Raw genomic sequence first — 15811 nt, 5'->3', positions numbered from 1 at the left:
AACACATGTCTGGTGGATTAGTAACTGCTGCATACATTGTTGCCGCAATTCTCTTTATTTTCAGTTTGGCTGGGTTGTCCAAGCACGAAACGTCGCAACAAGGGAACATCTTCGGTATCAGCGGTATGGCGCTTGCGCTGATCGCGACGATTCTGGGACCGGATTCTGGCAACGTGGGTTGGATCATCGTTGCTATGGCGATCGGTGGATCAATCGGTATTTATCTGGCGCGTAAGGTTGAAATGACCGAAATGCCAGAACTGGTCGCGATTCTGCACAGCTTTGTGGGCTTGGCAGCGGTACTGGTTGGCTTTAATAGCTTCCTCGACCACGGTGAAATTACCGATCCGGTGATGGTTAATATCCATTTAACGGAAGTCTTCCTGGGTATCTTCATCGGTGCCGTGACCTTCACGGGGTCCGTTGTTGCTTTCGGTAAGCTGCGCGGTAAGATCTCCTCCAAGCCATTGATGCTGCCTCATCGCCATAAAATGAATCTGGCGGCGCTGGTTGTGTCTTTCTTGCTGTTGCTGGTTTTCGTCAATACGGGCAGCGTAGCGTTGCAGGTACTGGCGCTGATTCTGATGACCGCGATTGCACTGGTATTTGGCTGGCATCTGGTTGCATCGATTGGCGGTGCGGACATGCCAGTCGTCGTTTCTATGCTGAACTCCTACTCTGGTTGGGCAGCAGCGGCAGCGGGCTTCATGCTGAGCAATGACCTGCTGATCGTGACCGGTGCTCTGGTGGGTTCTTCGGGTGCGATTCTGTCTTACATCATGTGTAAAGCGATGAACCGTTCCTTTATCAGCGTGATTGCCGGTGGTTTTGGTACAGATGGCGTTTCCTCTAGTGAGAGTGAAGAAGTGGGTGAATACCGTGAGGCTTCAGCGGAAGATGTGGCTGATTTACTCAAGAACTCAACTTCAGTCATCATCACACCGGGATATGGTATGGCCGTCGCGCAGGCGCAGTACCCTGTGCATGACATCACCGCAAAACTGCGTGCGCGTGGCATCAACGTTCGCTTTGGTATTCACCCAGTAGCAGGACGTCTACCGGGTCATATGAACGTGCTGTTGGCTGAAGCAAAAGTCCCTTACGACATCGTGTTGGAAATGGATGAAATTAATGACGATTTCACCGATACTGACACTGTACTGGTCATTGGCGCGAATGACACCGTTAACCCTGCGGCGCAAGAAGATCCACACAGCCCAATCGCTGGTATGCCAGTGCTGGAAGTGTGGAAAGCGCAGAATGTCATCGTGTTCAAGCGTTCCATGAATACCGGTTACGCTGGCGTACAGAACCCGCTGTTCTTTAAAGAGAACACGCAGATGCTGTTTGGCGATGCCAAGGACAGCGTTGAGGCGATTCTGAAAGCACTGTAAACGTGACAGGAAGTAGAAAACGAAAGGGGCGATTTCGCCCCTTTTTTACATCTCAGATATAGCGATACGTGGCATCGCCAAAAAATAATGCCAGCACTGAGGCTGGCATTACTTGGTGCTTAGCGAGATGAAACGAGCAATCAGCTGTTACCGCCGTCTTCTAAAATAATCGGTGACACGAAATCATCGGGTTTGATTGCAAGTAAATCGCACTTCAAGTGATCGATCACATGCTCGACGGTATTGCCGATAAAGGCAGCGGAAAGGCCGGTTCTGCCCAGCGACCCTAACACTACCACACCCGCCTGCAAATGTTCTGCCAGATCGGGAATCACTTCTTCCGGCAGCCCTTTTTCTACGTGCGTCACGCGTTCATCCAGACTGAACTTCTGCCGTAGGGATTTCATAGCGATAAGGTGCTGGCCTCTAATCGCATCGTTGTAGACGCTGGGATCGAAATCAGGCAGTTCAATGGCGATATTGATGGGGGTAACAGGGTAGGCACCGACCAGATGAACCTCGGTCTGATCAACCTGCTGTGCCAGCTCCAGCGTTTCCGATACCAGTTTGATATTGAGCGGATCGTGATAAGGGTCTTCGCTAGCCAGATTGACAGCAACCAGCGCACGGCCTTCGACTGGCCAAGGCTGATCTTTTACCATCCAGACGGGGCAAGGGCATTTGCGCAGTAGCTGCCAGTCGGTTGGCGTAAAGATAACCGCTTCCAGCCGATCGTGCTGATGCGCCATTTTCAACAACAGGTCATGTTGCCCGGAAATGACTTCCCGAATAATGGCTTCAAAAGGCTTATTGTGCCAAACCACTTTGATTTCTATCGAAACGCCAGCGTCAAGGTAGTATTTGCACTGTTCTGCAATCCACTCTGTCCGCTGCTGAATAACGCCCTGACGCATTTCCACCCGCTCATCGGGGGAAAGCAGGGTTGTCATTTCATAAGAGAAATCATAAATCGGCAAAAATGCCTTGATACGGCCGCCAAGTCGTTGAACCAGGTAAACCGCCCGACGCAGTGCTGGTTGGTCATCCTGATTTGGGTCAATAGCTACCAGTAAGTTCTGATACTTTGCCATAGCTCCTCCAAACAGCTGTTACTCCACAGCCTGTCATTCAAGAGTACCGCAATGGAATCGTTTTGGACAACAGAGATAAGCCGCAGAATAACAAAATAGGAAATATCACGGATAGTGCGGAAAGGAGGGGATAAAATTGACGTTGCCACAGTAAAAAAAGCGGCAACGTCAAATGGTTAGGATGGAAAGATCATTTGCGTGAGGAACCGGCTAATTCGGAAAGGGCATCAATATTCTCAATCGTGATGTATTTTCCTTTGACCGCTAGCGTACCGCTTTTCTGGAAACGCCCCAGCAGACGGCTGATGGTTTCAACGGTCAGCCCCAGATAGTTACCGATATCACCACGCGTCATGGTCAGACGGAACTCACGCGGCGAGAACCCACGCTGAGCAAAACGGCGGGAAAGGTTGTAGACAAATGCAGCCAGACGCTCTTCAGCATTCTTTTTCGACAGCAGTAAAATCATGTCCTGATCGCCACGAATTTCACCACTCATCAAACGCATCATCTGCTGGCGTAAGTTAGGCATTTTCCCTGAGAGGTCGTCCAGCGTCTCGAAAGGGATTTCACAGACCATCGAGGTTTCCAGCGCCTGCGCGAAGCTCGGGTGTTGGGCTGTCCCGATAGCATCAAAGCCCACCAAGTCACCTGCCAGATGAAAACCGGTGATCTGCTCGTCGCCTTGCTCCGTGATGGTATAGCTTTTTATCGTACCGGAGCGGATGGCATACAACGATCTCAGTTCATCGCCAGCCTTAAACAGCGCCTGCCCCTTTTGGATAGGCTTCTTCCTTTCAATGATGTTGTCGAGCTGATCGAGCTCGTGTTCATTCAGGGTGAAAGGGATGCATAGCTGACTGATACTGCAATCCTGACAGTGGATTGCACAACCGCCAGACTGGATGCGTCGGATAATTCGCTTTTCCGGGATCATAGGCTTTGCTCAGGCAATAATTGATATTGGTCAATTTTAACAGCTTTTATCGGCTCTGATAAGACCGATAATCACCGGAATAGACCAATAAATAGTGAACTAACTATAATTTTTCAATTTTTCTGGGAAATATTTCGATATATAAGACCTATGCGGAGATAATATTTTCGTCCATTACGTTACTGAATGGTTAACACGTTGATTAATCCGAATCACTTATGATGATAAGCAATTCGGAGGGCATTTTCGGATGTCTCGAAGCGTAAAAATTATAACGGCAAACTATTCAGTCTAGGTAAATAGCTGTCTAGGTAAATAACCTTCGTGAGCGAGTAGCCACTGTTTACGGTGAATGCCACCCGCATAGCCCGTCAGCGCACCGCCCGTGCCGATGACGCGATGGCACGGAACCACGATGCTTACAGGGTTGGAGCCGTTTGCCATGCCAACCGCACGTGCTGCGCCGGTACGTCCCAGTAGCGTTGCGAGTTCGCCGTACGTGGTAATTTCTCCACAGGGGATTCGACGTAATTCCTTCCAGACCTGCTGTTGAAATTCGGTCCCTACAGAAGCAACCGGCAGCGTATCAATAATCGCTAATTCACCATCAAAATAGCGTTGCAGGCTCTCTGTCAGGCCACCAGGATTATGACGCGGCTGTAACGAAAAGGGATCATTTCGATAACTGCGATTGAGCAGGCGAAATAAATCGTCTTCATACTCGCGCCACTCGACGGCACGCAAATGATTATTTTCATCCGCAATAATCAATAACTCCCCAAGCGGGGTTGCCATGGTGTCCTGAAAAAATGTCTGCATGGTGATTCCTTACGCGTTTGTCGCTTTCTTGCTTCTCTCGTGAGTGACGTGCCGATTATCCGGCATCCTCAGGCGGATTGAAAATAAAGTTCGAATGTGGCGATCGGCACCCCGCTAGAACAAATCCCGTTGACGTACAAACACGTAAGAAAGGCAATGCGCATCCAACGTGAGGTATGGAATGCACTTCATCTAACATTGCTAATAAAATCAATCGCTAATGTGTAAAATGTTCAATTTGTATTTATGAGAGATGGAACATGCCAATCTTCATCCTACTGCCAGACAACATCATCGTATGGCAATAATATGAAGGTGAACGATGTTGGGATGTTCTATTTTTTTATGGCAAAGGCATAAGCGTGTAGGTAGGGCTTGTCATCATGAAAATTACTCTACCAGCCCCTTACTCGATATGTGCCAGTCAATCCGGTGAACGTTTTAGCATCCTGTTTTAGGTACGAAGAGCTATGTGTCCTACGTTATTTGGAGGAAATACGCAGAATGAAAAAAAAATATGCCGTAGTGGGAACAGGAGGCCGCGCGGGCCTTTACCTGGAATCGATCGCCAGGGATTATCAGGATCAGGGACAGTTTGTGGCTTTTTGTGATACCAACCAGACGCGAATGAATTACGCCAACCAGATTGTCCATAAGTATGGACACGGTACTGTGCCGACGTACCGTGCCGAACAGTTTGAGCAGATGATTGTGGAAACCAAGCCGGATGTGGTTATTGTGACGTCTCTGGATCGGACGCATCATCACTATATTATCCGGGCAATGGAATTAGGCTGTGATGTCATCAGTGAAAAACCGATGACGATTGATGAAGAAAAATGTCAGGCGATTATTGATGCGATTAATCGTACCGGCCGTAAATTACGCGTGACCTTTAATTACCGCTACGCTCCGCATCACAGCAAAGTCCGTGAGTTAGTTGCTGCTGGCGTGATTGGTGAAGTCTATTCTGTTCACTTTGAGTGGCTGCTGAATACCGAGCACGGGGCGGATTATTTCCGTCGCTGGCACCGTGACAAACGCAATAGCGGCGGGCTGTTGGTTCACAAATCCACACACCATTTTGATCTGGTGAATTTTTGGCTGAATAGCGAACCGGAAACAGTCTATGCGCAGGGCGATTTACGTTTTTACGGTAAAGCGAATGCGGAAGCGCGCGGTGTCACAGAATTTTATTCCCGGTCACATAATAGCGCGGCGGCAGAAAACGATCCGTTTGCACTGCATATGAATAAAAGCGAACAACTGACTGCTTTATATTTAGATGCCGAACATGAAGATGGCTATTACCGTGATAAAAGCGTGTTCGATGACGGTATTAATATTGAAGATGTACTGGGTGTGATGGTGCGCTATAAGAGCAAAGCCATCATGACGTACTCATTAAATGCCTATTTGCCCTGGGAAGGGCTGAACGTGGTGTTTAATGGCAGCAAGGGCCGGTTAGAAATGAAACTGGTAGAAAAATCTTATGTAAACGGAGGCGGACAAAAAGAGGATGAAGGTGCGCTGAATGAATGTGAAATAAAGATCTATCCGATGTTCGACGAGCCTTATGTCGTACCGGTTGAATTTAAAGCGGGCGGACACGGCGGCGGCGATCAAGTCATGTTAAACGATTTGTTTGGTACACCGGAACCCGATCCATTACATCGCGCAGCAGATTATCGTGATGGCGCAATGTCTATTTTAACCGGCATCGCTGCCAATCGATCATTACGCACCGAACTGCCAGTGAAAATAAGCGAACTGGCCGTTAACCTGAAAAGAGGGAATTAATCATAGTACCTGCCATTTCAGGCAGCAAACGCTTCCGCATCCGTAGTACCTGTCTGCCCGCATACCGGCAGACAGGCGGAAACCTCCGAATATTATTATAAGGGTTTTATTATGGCGAAAACACGGAACACATTATCTCACCTACTCCTACTCTGTGCTGCGCTTCCCGTAGGCGCGGCATTTTCTCATTCTGCTGACGCCGCCGAGATCCGTATCTCTTGGTGGGGCGGCAACCAGCGACACGAGGCTACGATAGCGGCGATTAACGCATTTCAAAAAGCCAACCCGACGGTTACTGTTAAAGCTGAATATGCCGGCTGGGACGGCTACCTTTCCCGTTTATCAACCCAGATGGCTGGTGGGCAGGAGCCTGATGTTATTCGCATCGACTGGAACTGGCTGCCACAGTTTTCCCGCAATGGTGACGGCTTTTATGATTTGAATAAGCAAAAAGATATTCTGGGGCTGGGAGATTTTTCGCCTAACGCCCTGAAAACGGCGGACATAAAAGGGAAGTTGCAAGGTCTCCCGATTTCGATGACGTCCCGTAGCATGATTTACAACAAAACGACCTGGGATAAAGCAGGCGTCGCCTATCCGAAAACCTGGGATGAGCTGTTTGCCGCCGGCCCGGTGTTTAAACAAAAACTGGGCGACAATTATTACCCGCTTGGCGTTGCCCAAGGTTCAAGCGATGTGCTGGATATTCTGACGCTCGGTCGTAGTTACATGGCACAGAAATACGGTATTGATATGATCGATGAGAAGAAGCAGATCATTGCCTATAGCCGCGATCAAGTACGGGAGCTTTTCGGTTTTTATAAAAAGCTGGTTGATTCCCATGTGATACCCGATCAGCGCTATTTTTCCTCATTCGGCCGTACCAACGTCTATGAGATTCGCCCCTGGATTAACGGTGAATTAGCCGGTATGTACTTATGGGATTCAGCCATCTACACCTATTCCAGCAATATGCCGAAAGATGCGGTGTTGGAAACCGGGCCGTTCCTCACCATGCCTAATGCCAAAGATTCGGGGCTGACCACCAAACCGTCTTCGCTGTTCGCCATCAGCAAGAACAGCAAGCATCCTAAGGAAGCGGCGATGCTGATGAGTTTCATGCTGAGTAACCCGGAAGGCGTGAAAGCATTAGGATTGCAAAACGGGATGCCTGCTAACCCGAAAGCACAAAAACTGCTGGAAGATATCGGCGTGATTAACCCCGGTAACCTGTTAGCGAATGCCTATCGGGCGGCCGCGGAGCAACCGGCATCTAAGGTACCTGTTTCACCGTTTATGGAAAATCAGGAGCTGGTTCAACTGTGGACGAGCAGTCTGCAAAAACTGGATTACGGTAACGGAGAAGTGAATAAGGTTGCCGATGATTTCCTGAGCGGCGCTAACCGTGTATTAAAGCGTGCCATTCGATAACCAACGATGGCTAACGTGCGATGCCATATCGCAAAAGATGTGGCATCGTGACGTTTTTTACGCTGTGTCTATGGCCTTTCTGCGGTGAGCTGTACCGTGCTAATAGTGCGTGCGCGAAAGCCAGCCTCACAATAGCAAAGGTAAAACACCCACAGGCGCTGGAAAGGTTCATCAAAGCCCTGAGCATTCAGCATATGCCACTGTTGATAGAAGCGCTGCCGCCATTCGCTGAGGGTGCGAGCGTAGTCCTGACCGATATCAAACAGATCGCGGGTGATAAAATCGGTATGCCGCGTCATGGTGGTGGTCATCGCAGTAATCGAGGGCAGAAAACCGCCGGGAAAAATGTAGCGTTGGATAAAATCGACGTTACGGCAGTAGTGGCTGTACCGCTGGTCGGCAATTGTGATCGCCTGAAGCACCATGCGGCCTTGTGGACGCAGCAATTGCTGGCAGCGTTTGAAGAAGGTGGGTAAATAGGCTTTTCCGACGGCTTCGATCATTTCGACCGACACCAGCTTGTCATACTGACCGGTCAACGCGCGGTAATCCTGTAACAGCACAGTCACTTTATGGCTCAGGCCTGCTTGCTGAATGCGCTCAACCGCGTAGTCATACTGCTGTTGTGACAGCGTGGTCGTGGTGACGTGACAGCCATATTCACGCGCGGCCAGTTCGGCTAATCCCCCCCAGCCGGTGCCAATTTCCAGTAAATGATCCGTTTCACAGAGCGCCAACTGTTCGCAGAGACGGCGCAACTTGGCGCGCTGTGCGTCTTCCAGCGTCATTTCGGGTTGCTGATACCAGGCGCTAGAGTAGAGCATCTCGCTATCGAGAAAGCTGCGGTAAAAATGGTTGCCCAGATCGTAGTGAGCGGCGATATTTTTCTGCGCCTGCTGTTGGCGGTTACGACGGCACCAGTGGATAAACCGGTGAAATGGCCTCGTCAGCCAGCCAAAGCGCGTTTCAAGCGTATCGACTAGCGCCTGATTCTGCGCCAAAAGCTGGAGAACGAGCGTGAGGTTGGGTGAGCTCCAATCACCATCGATATAGCTTTCGCCGGCAGCGATACTTCCACCCAGCAAGACGCGGCGATAAACACGGTGGTGATGTATCGTGATATCGCCTTGCAGTGCCGCGTGCCGATCGCCAAATAACGTTTCATTGCCTTCAGGGTCGCGAAGGCGCAACCCTCCGCCTTCTATCCGGCTAAGCAGAAGAAAGACCACTTTTCTGGCCCGAGTATAGAGAGCGGTATTGCTCGAGTGACGCACCAACTGTGTTTCCGTTGAACTCATGGGGTGTCCTTTTTTCCAGACTGCGGATGAGGATAAACGGGAGAACGTTTAATCCACAGTTTCAAAGCCTGCCAATATATGGTGCAGGCGGTTTTCATCGTCATTAACGGCAGAGACCAAAGCTGAGCACGCAGGGCGGCGCGAGTGAGCGGCTGACGATGCAGCACCAGCGTCGCATCAAACTCGCGTCCTTGTCTGTGATTCTCGATGTGGATCCGCAGACGCGCGTCGGGCGGCGTGAGTCGCCAGTGATACACCATCTCCATTGGGTTAAAAGGCGACACATGAAACGCTTTGGAAACAGGCATAGAACCATCGGGGACGACAGCATAGGTGTGACGTTCGTTCCAAGGGGTATTACGCACTTCTGCCAATAGCCAGCGTAGTTCGTTATGCTCATCGTACAAATAATAGAAATTGACCGGATTGAAATAACAGCCCAGATAGCGTAGCTGACACAGCAGCAGCACTTTTCCTGTGAGGCGTTCCTCAGTTAGTTCCGCAATCCGATCCTGTGCTTTGGTTTTGATATCGCCGCCACCGAGGTAATCGCCGCGACAAAATGACGCAGGGGAAAAGCGCTCCAGCGCAATGCCGACATGCGGCAACGCGGGGATCTCATCTAAATCGATTAACGTCATGAATAACGTATAGTCGAAACGATGCGTGACGGGTGTGAAGCGTCGATGCCGAACCTTGCCAACATACAAGGCGCTATTCATCTTGCACACTCTGATGGAGGAGGTTGACGACATCCAGCCCGCTTCTTACGCCATCTTCATGAAAGCCGTTGTACCAATAGTCGCCACAAAACCCGCTGCGGTTGTGCCCATTAATACGTTCGCGCTGCTGCTGTTTCATGACTGAATTCTTGATTTCAGGTAGCGGATAAGCTGGCCAAGCAGAGGAACATGCTGATAAAGCATCTCGCCCATATCGTAATAATCACGCTGGTAGATAACTTTGTTGTCGGCGAAGAGCAAGTGGCTACAGCCTGCTAATGTCAGCGGCGCGTTACGCTTTAATGACGGGTGTGCATAGTGCATCGTCCAGAACATCGTCGCACCGCCGCGGAAGGTATGGACATCGGCGATCTCGAACTGACAGTTGCTCAGCTTGTAGAGTGAATGAGAAAAGTAGCGATGTAACGCATTCAACCCATGATGGCTGGAAACGGGATCGATGAAGTGAATATCCTGATGATAGATATCACCCAGCCCCGTTAATTTCTCGGCTGTCAGTTCTCGATAAAATTCCCTTATTTTCAGCAGCATAGGTTCATTCTCGCCATTCTCTACCGAAATGCCGTCTTCCTCGCGCGCTTGTTCTATCGTCATAACCACTCCTGTTAAGGTCACCCACTCCCACGCAGTGGAAATGGCTAACAGATAGAGGAACGTCAACGCTTATTAATTGAAAGATATCAACTTAGGTATAGATTGAATCCAGCGTTCGTCAATAAAATTTTTCAGAACGATAGGGGCGGTAAAGGCATGTAGAGGGAAGGCATTACAGAGAGAAAGAAAACATGGCGTAAAAGTTAGTGACAATGTCACGCCATGTTTTCTCGGGCGACAGCAGTAGGCCGAATATTATTTTTCAGCAGGCTTAATCAACGCCAGAATCGTGCCCAACTGTTCACGCTGTTCGTCGCTGACTTCTCGCGCAGCGGAATAGCCCGCATTCTGAATAATCATCTCATTCAGACCCACCAGCCAGTCATAGATATAAAATGCGGTATTGTTGGTCGGCGTGAGCGACAACTTGGTTAAGCGCTGTGAAGCACCAAAGCTGACTGCTTGCTTTTCGGGTTTAGCGAAAATCTTATGACCACGATTGATGCGGCTGGCAGGGCGCAGGGATTCATCAAGCTGCTGGAAGCCGAGCCAGGCAACGAAGTCACCAAGAATAGTCAGCACGCGTGAAACCTGACGATCGGCTTTATTCTCGCGGTTGATGCCCAACTGCTCGCCGTCGACCAGCATATCGACCAGCGCCTCTTCGATCCGTAAGCGGATGCTGCCGGTAATCAATTCTTCGACCAGCATTTCGATCGTCGCTTTCGGCACGTTCAGCAGATCGAGAAACGGGGCATTTTCCGGCAGGCTGCGTAGATAGTTAATCCAGTAACGATAAACGGAATGCGCATAATCTGCCTCATAGCCGTGATCGATGGTCAAAATTGGTGGTGCAGGCTGATCGATCGCGATCGGTTCATCGGCAAACAGATCGATTTCGATCCCGACACCAAACGGATCGCTATTGGCAGACGGGGCAGAAAGGTCTTCGACATCGGCGTTGAAACCCCCATAGCTTGCCCCTTTCTGTTGCAGATACAGACGACGCAGTTCATCACGCGAAGGTAGCAGCCGTTCCAGCAGTTCACCGTGTACGCCGGTGCGAGTCTGGAGCGATTTGAGCAAGGTTTCTGCGATGCGCTGTTTTTCCGCCGGATCGTCAACATCAATGGGCAGATACCAGTTACCCAGGAGGTTATCGCTGAGTTCACGTTGAAGCTCGTTAAGCTGTTCGCTGATACGCCCCAGTTTTACATCTCGGTGGACTTCCGCACCCAGCCACGTTGCCATCCGCGCTACGCCACGTTTATCCATTGCCAGCATCGTTCCCCAGGCGTCGCCCGGATTACCCACATAGCGCTGTACCGCGGCATCATAGTTTTGCCCGTGCGTAATACGGCGATCGTGACGGGTGACCGCCCAAATCAGCCCCGGTTTACGGTGACTACGCACCTGTGCGTTTTCGCCTTGCGTCTGTTTCACCCAGTGGTCCAGCGCCTTGCCGACTACTTTAACGTCGGATCGGTTGCCTGCGGCGCTGCATACCATCAGTACGTTCATTTCCTGGTTATCGGTATAGCGCTCCAGCAGATAGGCGCGTTTTGCACGCAATAGCGTGTGCGCTAGTGGATGCTGTGTGCTTTGCTGTGTTGCTGGTGGCGCGTTCCGCGCCTCGCGAATCTCACCAAAGCCGGGGAAATCCAGTACATCAACCTGCTCGAACAGCGCTTCTTTAGGCGGCAAATGCAGTGGGATAAGCAACTCCGCCGTCAGCATCGTTAACTCAGCCAGCGAAAGCTCTGTCGTTTTCCCCGCACGGCCATTCTGAACCGGCCGCACCAGCACGCCGGGATCGTCGGCGCTGTGCAAGCGTTCCAGCGCCGAACCGTCGATTAGACCGTCTGCCGGATTTAACTCATCATCCACCAGTATCCGCAGCGGCGCTAACAGCTTGCGCGTACCGGACAGGTGTTGCAGCGTGTGGCTGAAATGACGATAGGCGGTGGTCAGTGAATTCAGCTCGCCCCACAGTACGGAGAAGAGTTGGGCGCGATCGTCAACGGTGAGGTAAGGCGCTAATTCAATCGCAACCGGCCAGAAGTGGGCTTCCAGCTGTTTTTGCCGTTTAACATCGTGACGCGCGAGATAGTCCCAGAGTTCGACGACTTCATCGCGGCTCATCCCCTCAACGGATTCTGGCTGACGGTGCATCAACAGGGTTTTAATGTGTTCGGCAATATGGCGCTCGTCCAGCTCTTCAAACGTGGTCTCTTGATTGAGATCGTTTAAAAACGCGTTGGCCATGATCTTGCCGATATCCAACTCGCTGAGCAGTTGCAACTGAACGGGGAACGATTTGTTCTTCACGCCCGACTGTCGGCTAAAGCGCGTGACGAGCGCGGTTGCTCGGTCGGACGGATTAATATGATCGATAAAATCCAGCGATTGCCCCTCAAACGAGGTTTCCAGCTTGCCGTTTTCGCCCCCGGCCAGCGATGTGATCAGGTAGGACTTTCCCGCCTGAGACAGGCCAAAAAAGCCGATGGCAATGTCTTTCTGCGCCACGTCGGACAGATGCTGTGCTTTATTGTGATTGCGGCGCAGTTTGACGATCAGACGGTCAGCTTCGATATCCAGACGCGGGGCATTCTGGCGTGTGCGGTCAACCCAGTCGATAGCCTGTTCAACACCTTGCACGACGGCCTGTAGCTGGCCGTGAAGTCGGGTAGAAAGCTGTTTGGGCGTTAATCGTTTCATTTTTTAAATACACTCCCACTATCGATCCAATAATGGGTCGCACCTGAGCCGTTAGCGGATAATGTGTTCAATTTGAGTCGTAAATGCTGTGGTGGAACGCGAGTGCCGTCTTCCAGCACCGCATCGGCAATCTCAAAGCGCTCGGGGCTGTCTTGATCGTCGCTTTTCGTTACGGCCAGCCGGACGTGCAACTTACTGTCGCCGACGACCTTACGGGCCAAGTCCTGATCGACAATCGAGAGCATATAGAGCGAAGACGCAGGCCAGCGCTCGTTGTCCAACTGGCGGAAGCCGAGGCAGAGTGAGCCACGCACCTGGAAACTGAGTTTCGGGTCAAGCTCGAAATCCGGCGCATCCAGATCGATATCGCTGTAATAAACGTTATCCAGCGTCAGCGCGTTGCTACTGTCCATCATGCCGAGGTAGCGCACCGTAGAATAAGGCTGGAAATCACCGACCTTAAAGTAAAAGCCCGGCAGGCGCAGATTGAGCGCCAGCAGGCACAGCATCGCGCCGACGGCGGCAGTGGATTTCGGGTTATCGATGCGCCCACGTTTGTTAAACGGATACCAGTCATTGGTGTGATAGCCATCCAGCGACAGCATCCGGTTAATCGGCAGCGGTTGCAGGTGGCGGAACAGCGCCTGAATTCCTGGGAAGCGCGAAGGGCGACCGGTCAGCAGCAGTACATCGCACGAATACAGCGATACCACTTCAGACATTAGGCGCAGATTCTGCGTGATGTTCATTTTGTTAGACAAGAATTCGCCGTGCAGCTTGTTTAGTTTAAGAATCAGCGGCACCTGCAAAATATCGAAGACTTTGTCGCTGACTGGCAGTTCGCGCTGCACTTCCGTATTGATGTATTCCAGTACTTTTTCCGTTGGTACCTGTTCCAGCAATTCGCCGAAGGTCGATTCGATCTCGGCGCTGGTGTCTAGTGGATCAAAGCGCTCATAGGTTTCAAGAATCGTACGGCCGATCGGGATGAATACCTGCAATGTTACCTGCTGACGCAGCGTGAGCTGTGCGTCCATACGGCCTTCATTGCCAAACAGCTTCGCCATCAGCGCATCCGGGCTGGCCATTCCGGCGGTTTTCAGCGCGGCCTGTAGCGCGGGGAGGATATAAAGCTGAATCACATCCAGTAAAATATCGTCGCCCGCGACCTTAAAGCCTTCACGGAACAGCAGGCGCGGAATAATTTTAACGTTGTTGCCGACACCGTCATCGAGCAGATATTGCGTAATGGCGAGGTCAGTGGTGCCGCCACCGATGTCGATTGAGGCAATGCGCAGCGTTTTGCCCGCAGGTTCGCCCTCATCGAGCTCTTTATCCGGACGCGCCATGCTGGCGAAGAAATCTTCCGCACGGCCGCCAAAGTTCACCTGCGCTTCGTTATATAGGTAAACCATCTGTCCGCATGTGGCTTCATCCCATTCGATTTGTACGTCAGGCACCGGAACCCGACTCTGCTGCTTGTCGGCTGGTGTAGTGAAATCCTCATCCATCGGATGCCAGTCCATCGCTTTCCAGACCAGCGCGATGGCTTCATGCATGCGGCGGCGGAAAATTTCACGCTCGGGTTTCGGCATCGCGGAAGGCAGCGTCAGAATGATATTTCGTAACTGGCGTGGCGCGCTGCTGTGGATCATTTTCAACCGCTGAGCGGCGCTGTTCATCTGCATCATCGCCTGGGCCAGCAGTTCGGAGAGCATGAATGTCATGATCGAACTGCGGCTGTAGTGTGGTGAAAACACCGGTAAACGCTCTTCCAGCGGCTGGTTATAGAGCGGCTGACCTTCATCATTTAGCATGATGGTCAACGGCATGGCTGTCGCTAACGGTTCGGTCTGCGAATGGGCGTCGGTCTGGCTGAAACGCCAGCCTGGTGCATAGCTTTCTTCGTCCCACAGATAGCGGCGCGGGCTGGAAATACCGCTCGATCCTTCCGTTCCCTGACGCAGCAGCGCCATGTGGCTGGCTTCGCGTCCAACACGGGTGATCGATGGCCAAATGAAGGCGTCATCACGGCCGCTTTCTACTGAGAAATTGTCTTTGCCGAACTTCGCCTGTGAAAACTCAACGCGGCTCTCAAACAGTTCGTTGTACAGATAATGTGGCTCACTCAGATCGCGCAATTGCAGCTCATAGGTCTGCTTCAGACCGTTGCTTTCGTCTGCATGATCTTCGACCAGAATGCCGCAGGTGTGCGAGTTACCGACGTCCAAAATCAGGTCAACATTGACCGCTGGTTCCTGCAGCGTGCTGGTATTGATGCGGATTTCCGGTATTTCGAGCTGATTTCCCAGCATATCCAACACATTCAGGTAATGTGCCTGATACTCAAAGCCCCTGAGCGCCACTTTTACATCGTGGCTGTCGCGGTTTTCCAGCGCTTTAACCCGCTGAGTAAAGACTTCGCGCAGCCAACCGTCTACCCAGGTTTCATCAAGAAATTCACCCAGCTCATCGCTGTGATAGGCCAGCGCGAAACTCCCGCCGGTTTTGATGTCATTGGCATTAGGTGCCAGCGACTCGAACTCGTGGCCTTCTGGATAGGTTTTGGTATCGAATGCCAGACAAATGCGGTGCGTGTTGCCGTCCTGATCAGGCTTATCCAACGCAAGAATCTGCATTCGCGCCCAGTTATCCGGCCCGCCCATGAAAGTGCGCGGCGGGTTAAAGCGGAAGAAGGGCAGCGGCAGCCAAATGTTCTCTAGTAGCTTCAGCGATTGCTCAAGCGAAATACTCAGTTCAGGCTTCACGACTTCCGGCGGCATCCCAGAGGCAGAAGGCAGCAGGAATTTGTCCGACTGTTCATCGTACAGTAGGTGCAGCAGGGGGCCGTTAGCACTTTTACGTACATAGCGGTTAGGTTGTTCAGCCGAAAATCGCGGCTTTAAAGCAAAATCCAAAAACTGAATTCCACTGTCCTGAATCAACGTAATGCGTTGTTTATAATCGGTAATCGTCGCCAGCATGA

11 protein-coding genes and 1 pseudogene are annotated in these 15811 nt (G+C 51.3%); 3 read left to right on the top strand and 9 right to left on the bottom strand.

Annotated elements, in window-relative coordinates; genetic code table 11:
* The first annotated feature begins 5 nt into the window (after positions 1-5).
* Positions 6-1394, top strand: a complete 1389-nt coding sequence (gene pntB / locus IG609_RS10395) for a Re/Si-specific NAD(P)(+) transhydrogenase subunit beta (RefSeq protein ID WP_193399100.1) — start codon at positions 6-8, stop codon at positions 1392-1394.
* Between the two features lie 140 nt (positions 1395-1534).
* On the opposite strand, the gene uspE is transcribed toward pntB, so the two are convergent.
* The 3 genes from uspE to ogt form a co-directional block, all read right to left on the bottom strand.
* Positions 1535-2485, bottom strand: a complete 951-nt coding sequence (gene uspE / locus IG609_RS10390) for a universal stress protein UspE (protein ID WP_180786985.1) — start codon at positions 2483-2485, stop codon at positions 1535-1537.
* Positions 2486-2675: 190 nt separating this feature from the next.
* On the bottom strand, positions 2676-3422 hold the full coding sequence (fnr, locus tag IG609_RS10385) for a fumarate/nitrate reduction transcriptional regulator Fnr (protein ID WP_005968491.1): 747 nt from the start codon (positions 3420-3422) through the stop codon (positions 2676-2678).
* A 291-nt stretch (positions 3423-3713) separates the two neighbouring features.
* Entirely contained in the window at positions 3714-4241 is a 528-nt protein-coding gene (gene ogt, locus IG609_RS10380; RefSeq protein ID WP_193399101.1) for a methylated-DNA--[protein]-cysteine S-methyltransferase, read from the bottom strand.
* Between the two features lie 504 nt (positions 4242-4745).
* Between ogt and IG609_RS10375 the strand changes: the two genes are divergently transcribed.
* Together IG609_RS10375 and IG609_RS10370 are read left to right on the top strand one after the other, a co-directional pair.
* Positions 4746-6041 carry a Gfo/Idh/MocA family oxidoreductase gene (locus tag IG609_RS10375; RefSeq protein WP_193399102.1) on the top strand — a complete coding sequence of 432 codons (1296 nt, stop codon included), beginning with the start codon at positions 4746-4748 and terminating at the stop codon, positions 6039-6041.
* 111 nt (positions 6042-6152) lie between these two features.
* The gene (locus IG609_RS10370) at positions 6153-7472 is read left to right on the top strand and encodes an ABC transporter substrate-binding protein (protein WP_193399103.1); all 1320 of its coding nucleotides are present in this window, start codon (positions 6153-6155) and stop codon (positions 7470-7472) included.
* A gap of 68 nt (positions 7473-7540) precedes the next feature.
* Here the strand turns inward: IG609_RS10370 and IG609_RS10365 are convergent, their stop codons facing one another.
* The 6 genes and pseudogenes from IG609_RS10365 to IG609_RS10340 form a co-directional block, all read right to left on the bottom strand.
* Positions 7541-8770, bottom strand: coding sequence for an SAM-dependent methyltransferase (locus IG609_RS10365; RefSeq protein ID WP_193399104.1), 1230 nt, complete (start codon positions 8768-8770; stop codon positions 7541-7543).
* A complete protein-coding gene (locus IG609_RS10360) occupies positions 8767-9492 on the bottom strand; it encodes a DUF1365 domain-containing protein (protein ID WP_193399105.1) in 726 nt (241 codons plus the stop codon). Before IG609_RS10360 ends, IG609_RS10365 begins: the two co-directional genes overlap by 4 nt.
* Positions 9485-9625, bottom strand: a pseudogene (locus tag IG609_RS10355) (FAD-dependent oxidoreductase); the annotation flags it as partial. The pseudogene IG609_RS10355 and the gene IG609_RS10360, both read right to left, overlap by 8 nt.
* A 2-nt stretch (positions 9626-9627) precedes the next feature.
* Positions 9628-10107 (bottom strand): nuclear transport factor 2 family protein, encoded by a 480-nt coding sequence (locus IG609_RS10350; protein ID WP_193399106.1) that lies wholly within the window; start codon positions 10105-10107, stop codon positions 9628-9630.
* A gap of 255 nt (positions 10108-10362) precedes the next feature.
* The gene (locus IG609_RS10345; protein ID WP_193399107.1) at positions 10363-12825 is read right to left on the bottom strand and encodes a putative virulence factor; all 2463 of its coding nucleotides are present in this window, start codon (positions 12823-12825) and stop codon (positions 10363-10365) included.
* Positions 12822-15809 carry a virulence factor SrfB gene (locus IG609_RS10340; RefSeq protein WP_193399108.1) on the bottom strand — a complete coding sequence of 996 codons (2988 nt, stop codon included), beginning with the start codon at positions 15807-15809 and terminating at the stop codon, positions 12822-12824. Before IG609_RS10340 ends, IG609_RS10345 begins: the two co-directional genes overlap by 4 nt.
* Positions 15810-15811: the final 2 nt, after the last annotated feature.

Source organism: Pectobacterium quasiaquaticum, from assembly GCF_014946775.2.
In the GTDB taxonomy this organism is placed as follows: Bacteria; Pseudomonadota; Gammaproteobacteria; order Enterobacterales; family Enterobacteriaceae; genus Pectobacterium; species Pectobacterium aquaticum.
Note: the sequence above shows the minus strand (reverse complement) of the source record. Positions and strands in the feature narration are given on the sequence as shown.

What these genes read in the sequence shown, in the direction of transcription:
- pntB (WP_193399100.1), top strand. Translation starts at nt 6, where the DNA reads ATGTCTGGTGGATTAGTAACTGCTGCATACATTGTTGCCGCAATTCTC.
- uspE (WP_180786985.1), bottom strand. Translation starts at nt 2,485, where the DNA reads ATGGCAAAGTATCAGAACTTACTGGTAGCTATTGACCCAAATCAGGAT.
- fnr (WP_005968491.1), bottom strand. Translation starts at nt 3,422, where the DNA reads ATGATCCCGGAAAAGCGAATTATCCGACGCATCCAGTCTGGCGGTTGT.
- ogt (WP_193399101.1), bottom strand. Translation starts at nt 4,241, where the DNA reads ATGCAGACATTTTTTCAGGACACCATGGCAACCCCGCTTGGGGAGTTA.
- IG609_RS10375 (WP_193399102.1), top strand. Translation starts at nt 4,746, where the DNA reads ATGAAAAAAAAATATGCCGTAGTGGGAACAGGAGGCCGCGCGGGCCTT.
- IG609_RS10370 (WP_193399103.1), top strand. Translation starts at nt 6,153, where the DNA reads ATGGCGAAAACACGGAACACATTATCTCACCTACTCCTACTCTGTGCT.
- IG609_RS10365 (WP_193399104.1), bottom strand. Translation starts at nt 8,770, where the DNA reads ATGAGTTCAACGGAAACACAGTTGGTGCGTCACTCGAGCAATACCGCT.
- IG609_RS10360 (WP_193399105.1), bottom strand. Translation starts at nt 9,492, where the DNA reads ATGAATAGCGCCTTGTATGTTGGCAAGGTTCGGCATCGACGCTTCACA.
- IG609_RS10350 (WP_193399106.1), bottom strand. Translation starts at nt 10,107, where the DNA reads ATGACGATAGAACAAGCGCGCGAGGAAGACGGCATTTCGGTAGAGAAT.
- IG609_RS10345 (WP_193399107.1), bottom strand. Translation starts at nt 12,825, where the DNA reads ATGAAACGATTAACGCCCAAACAGCTTTCTACCCGACTTCACGGCCAG.
- IG609_RS10340 (WP_193399108.1), bottom strand. Translation starts at nt 15,809, where the DNA reads ATGCTGGCGACGATTACCGATTATAAACAACGCATTACGTTGATTCAG.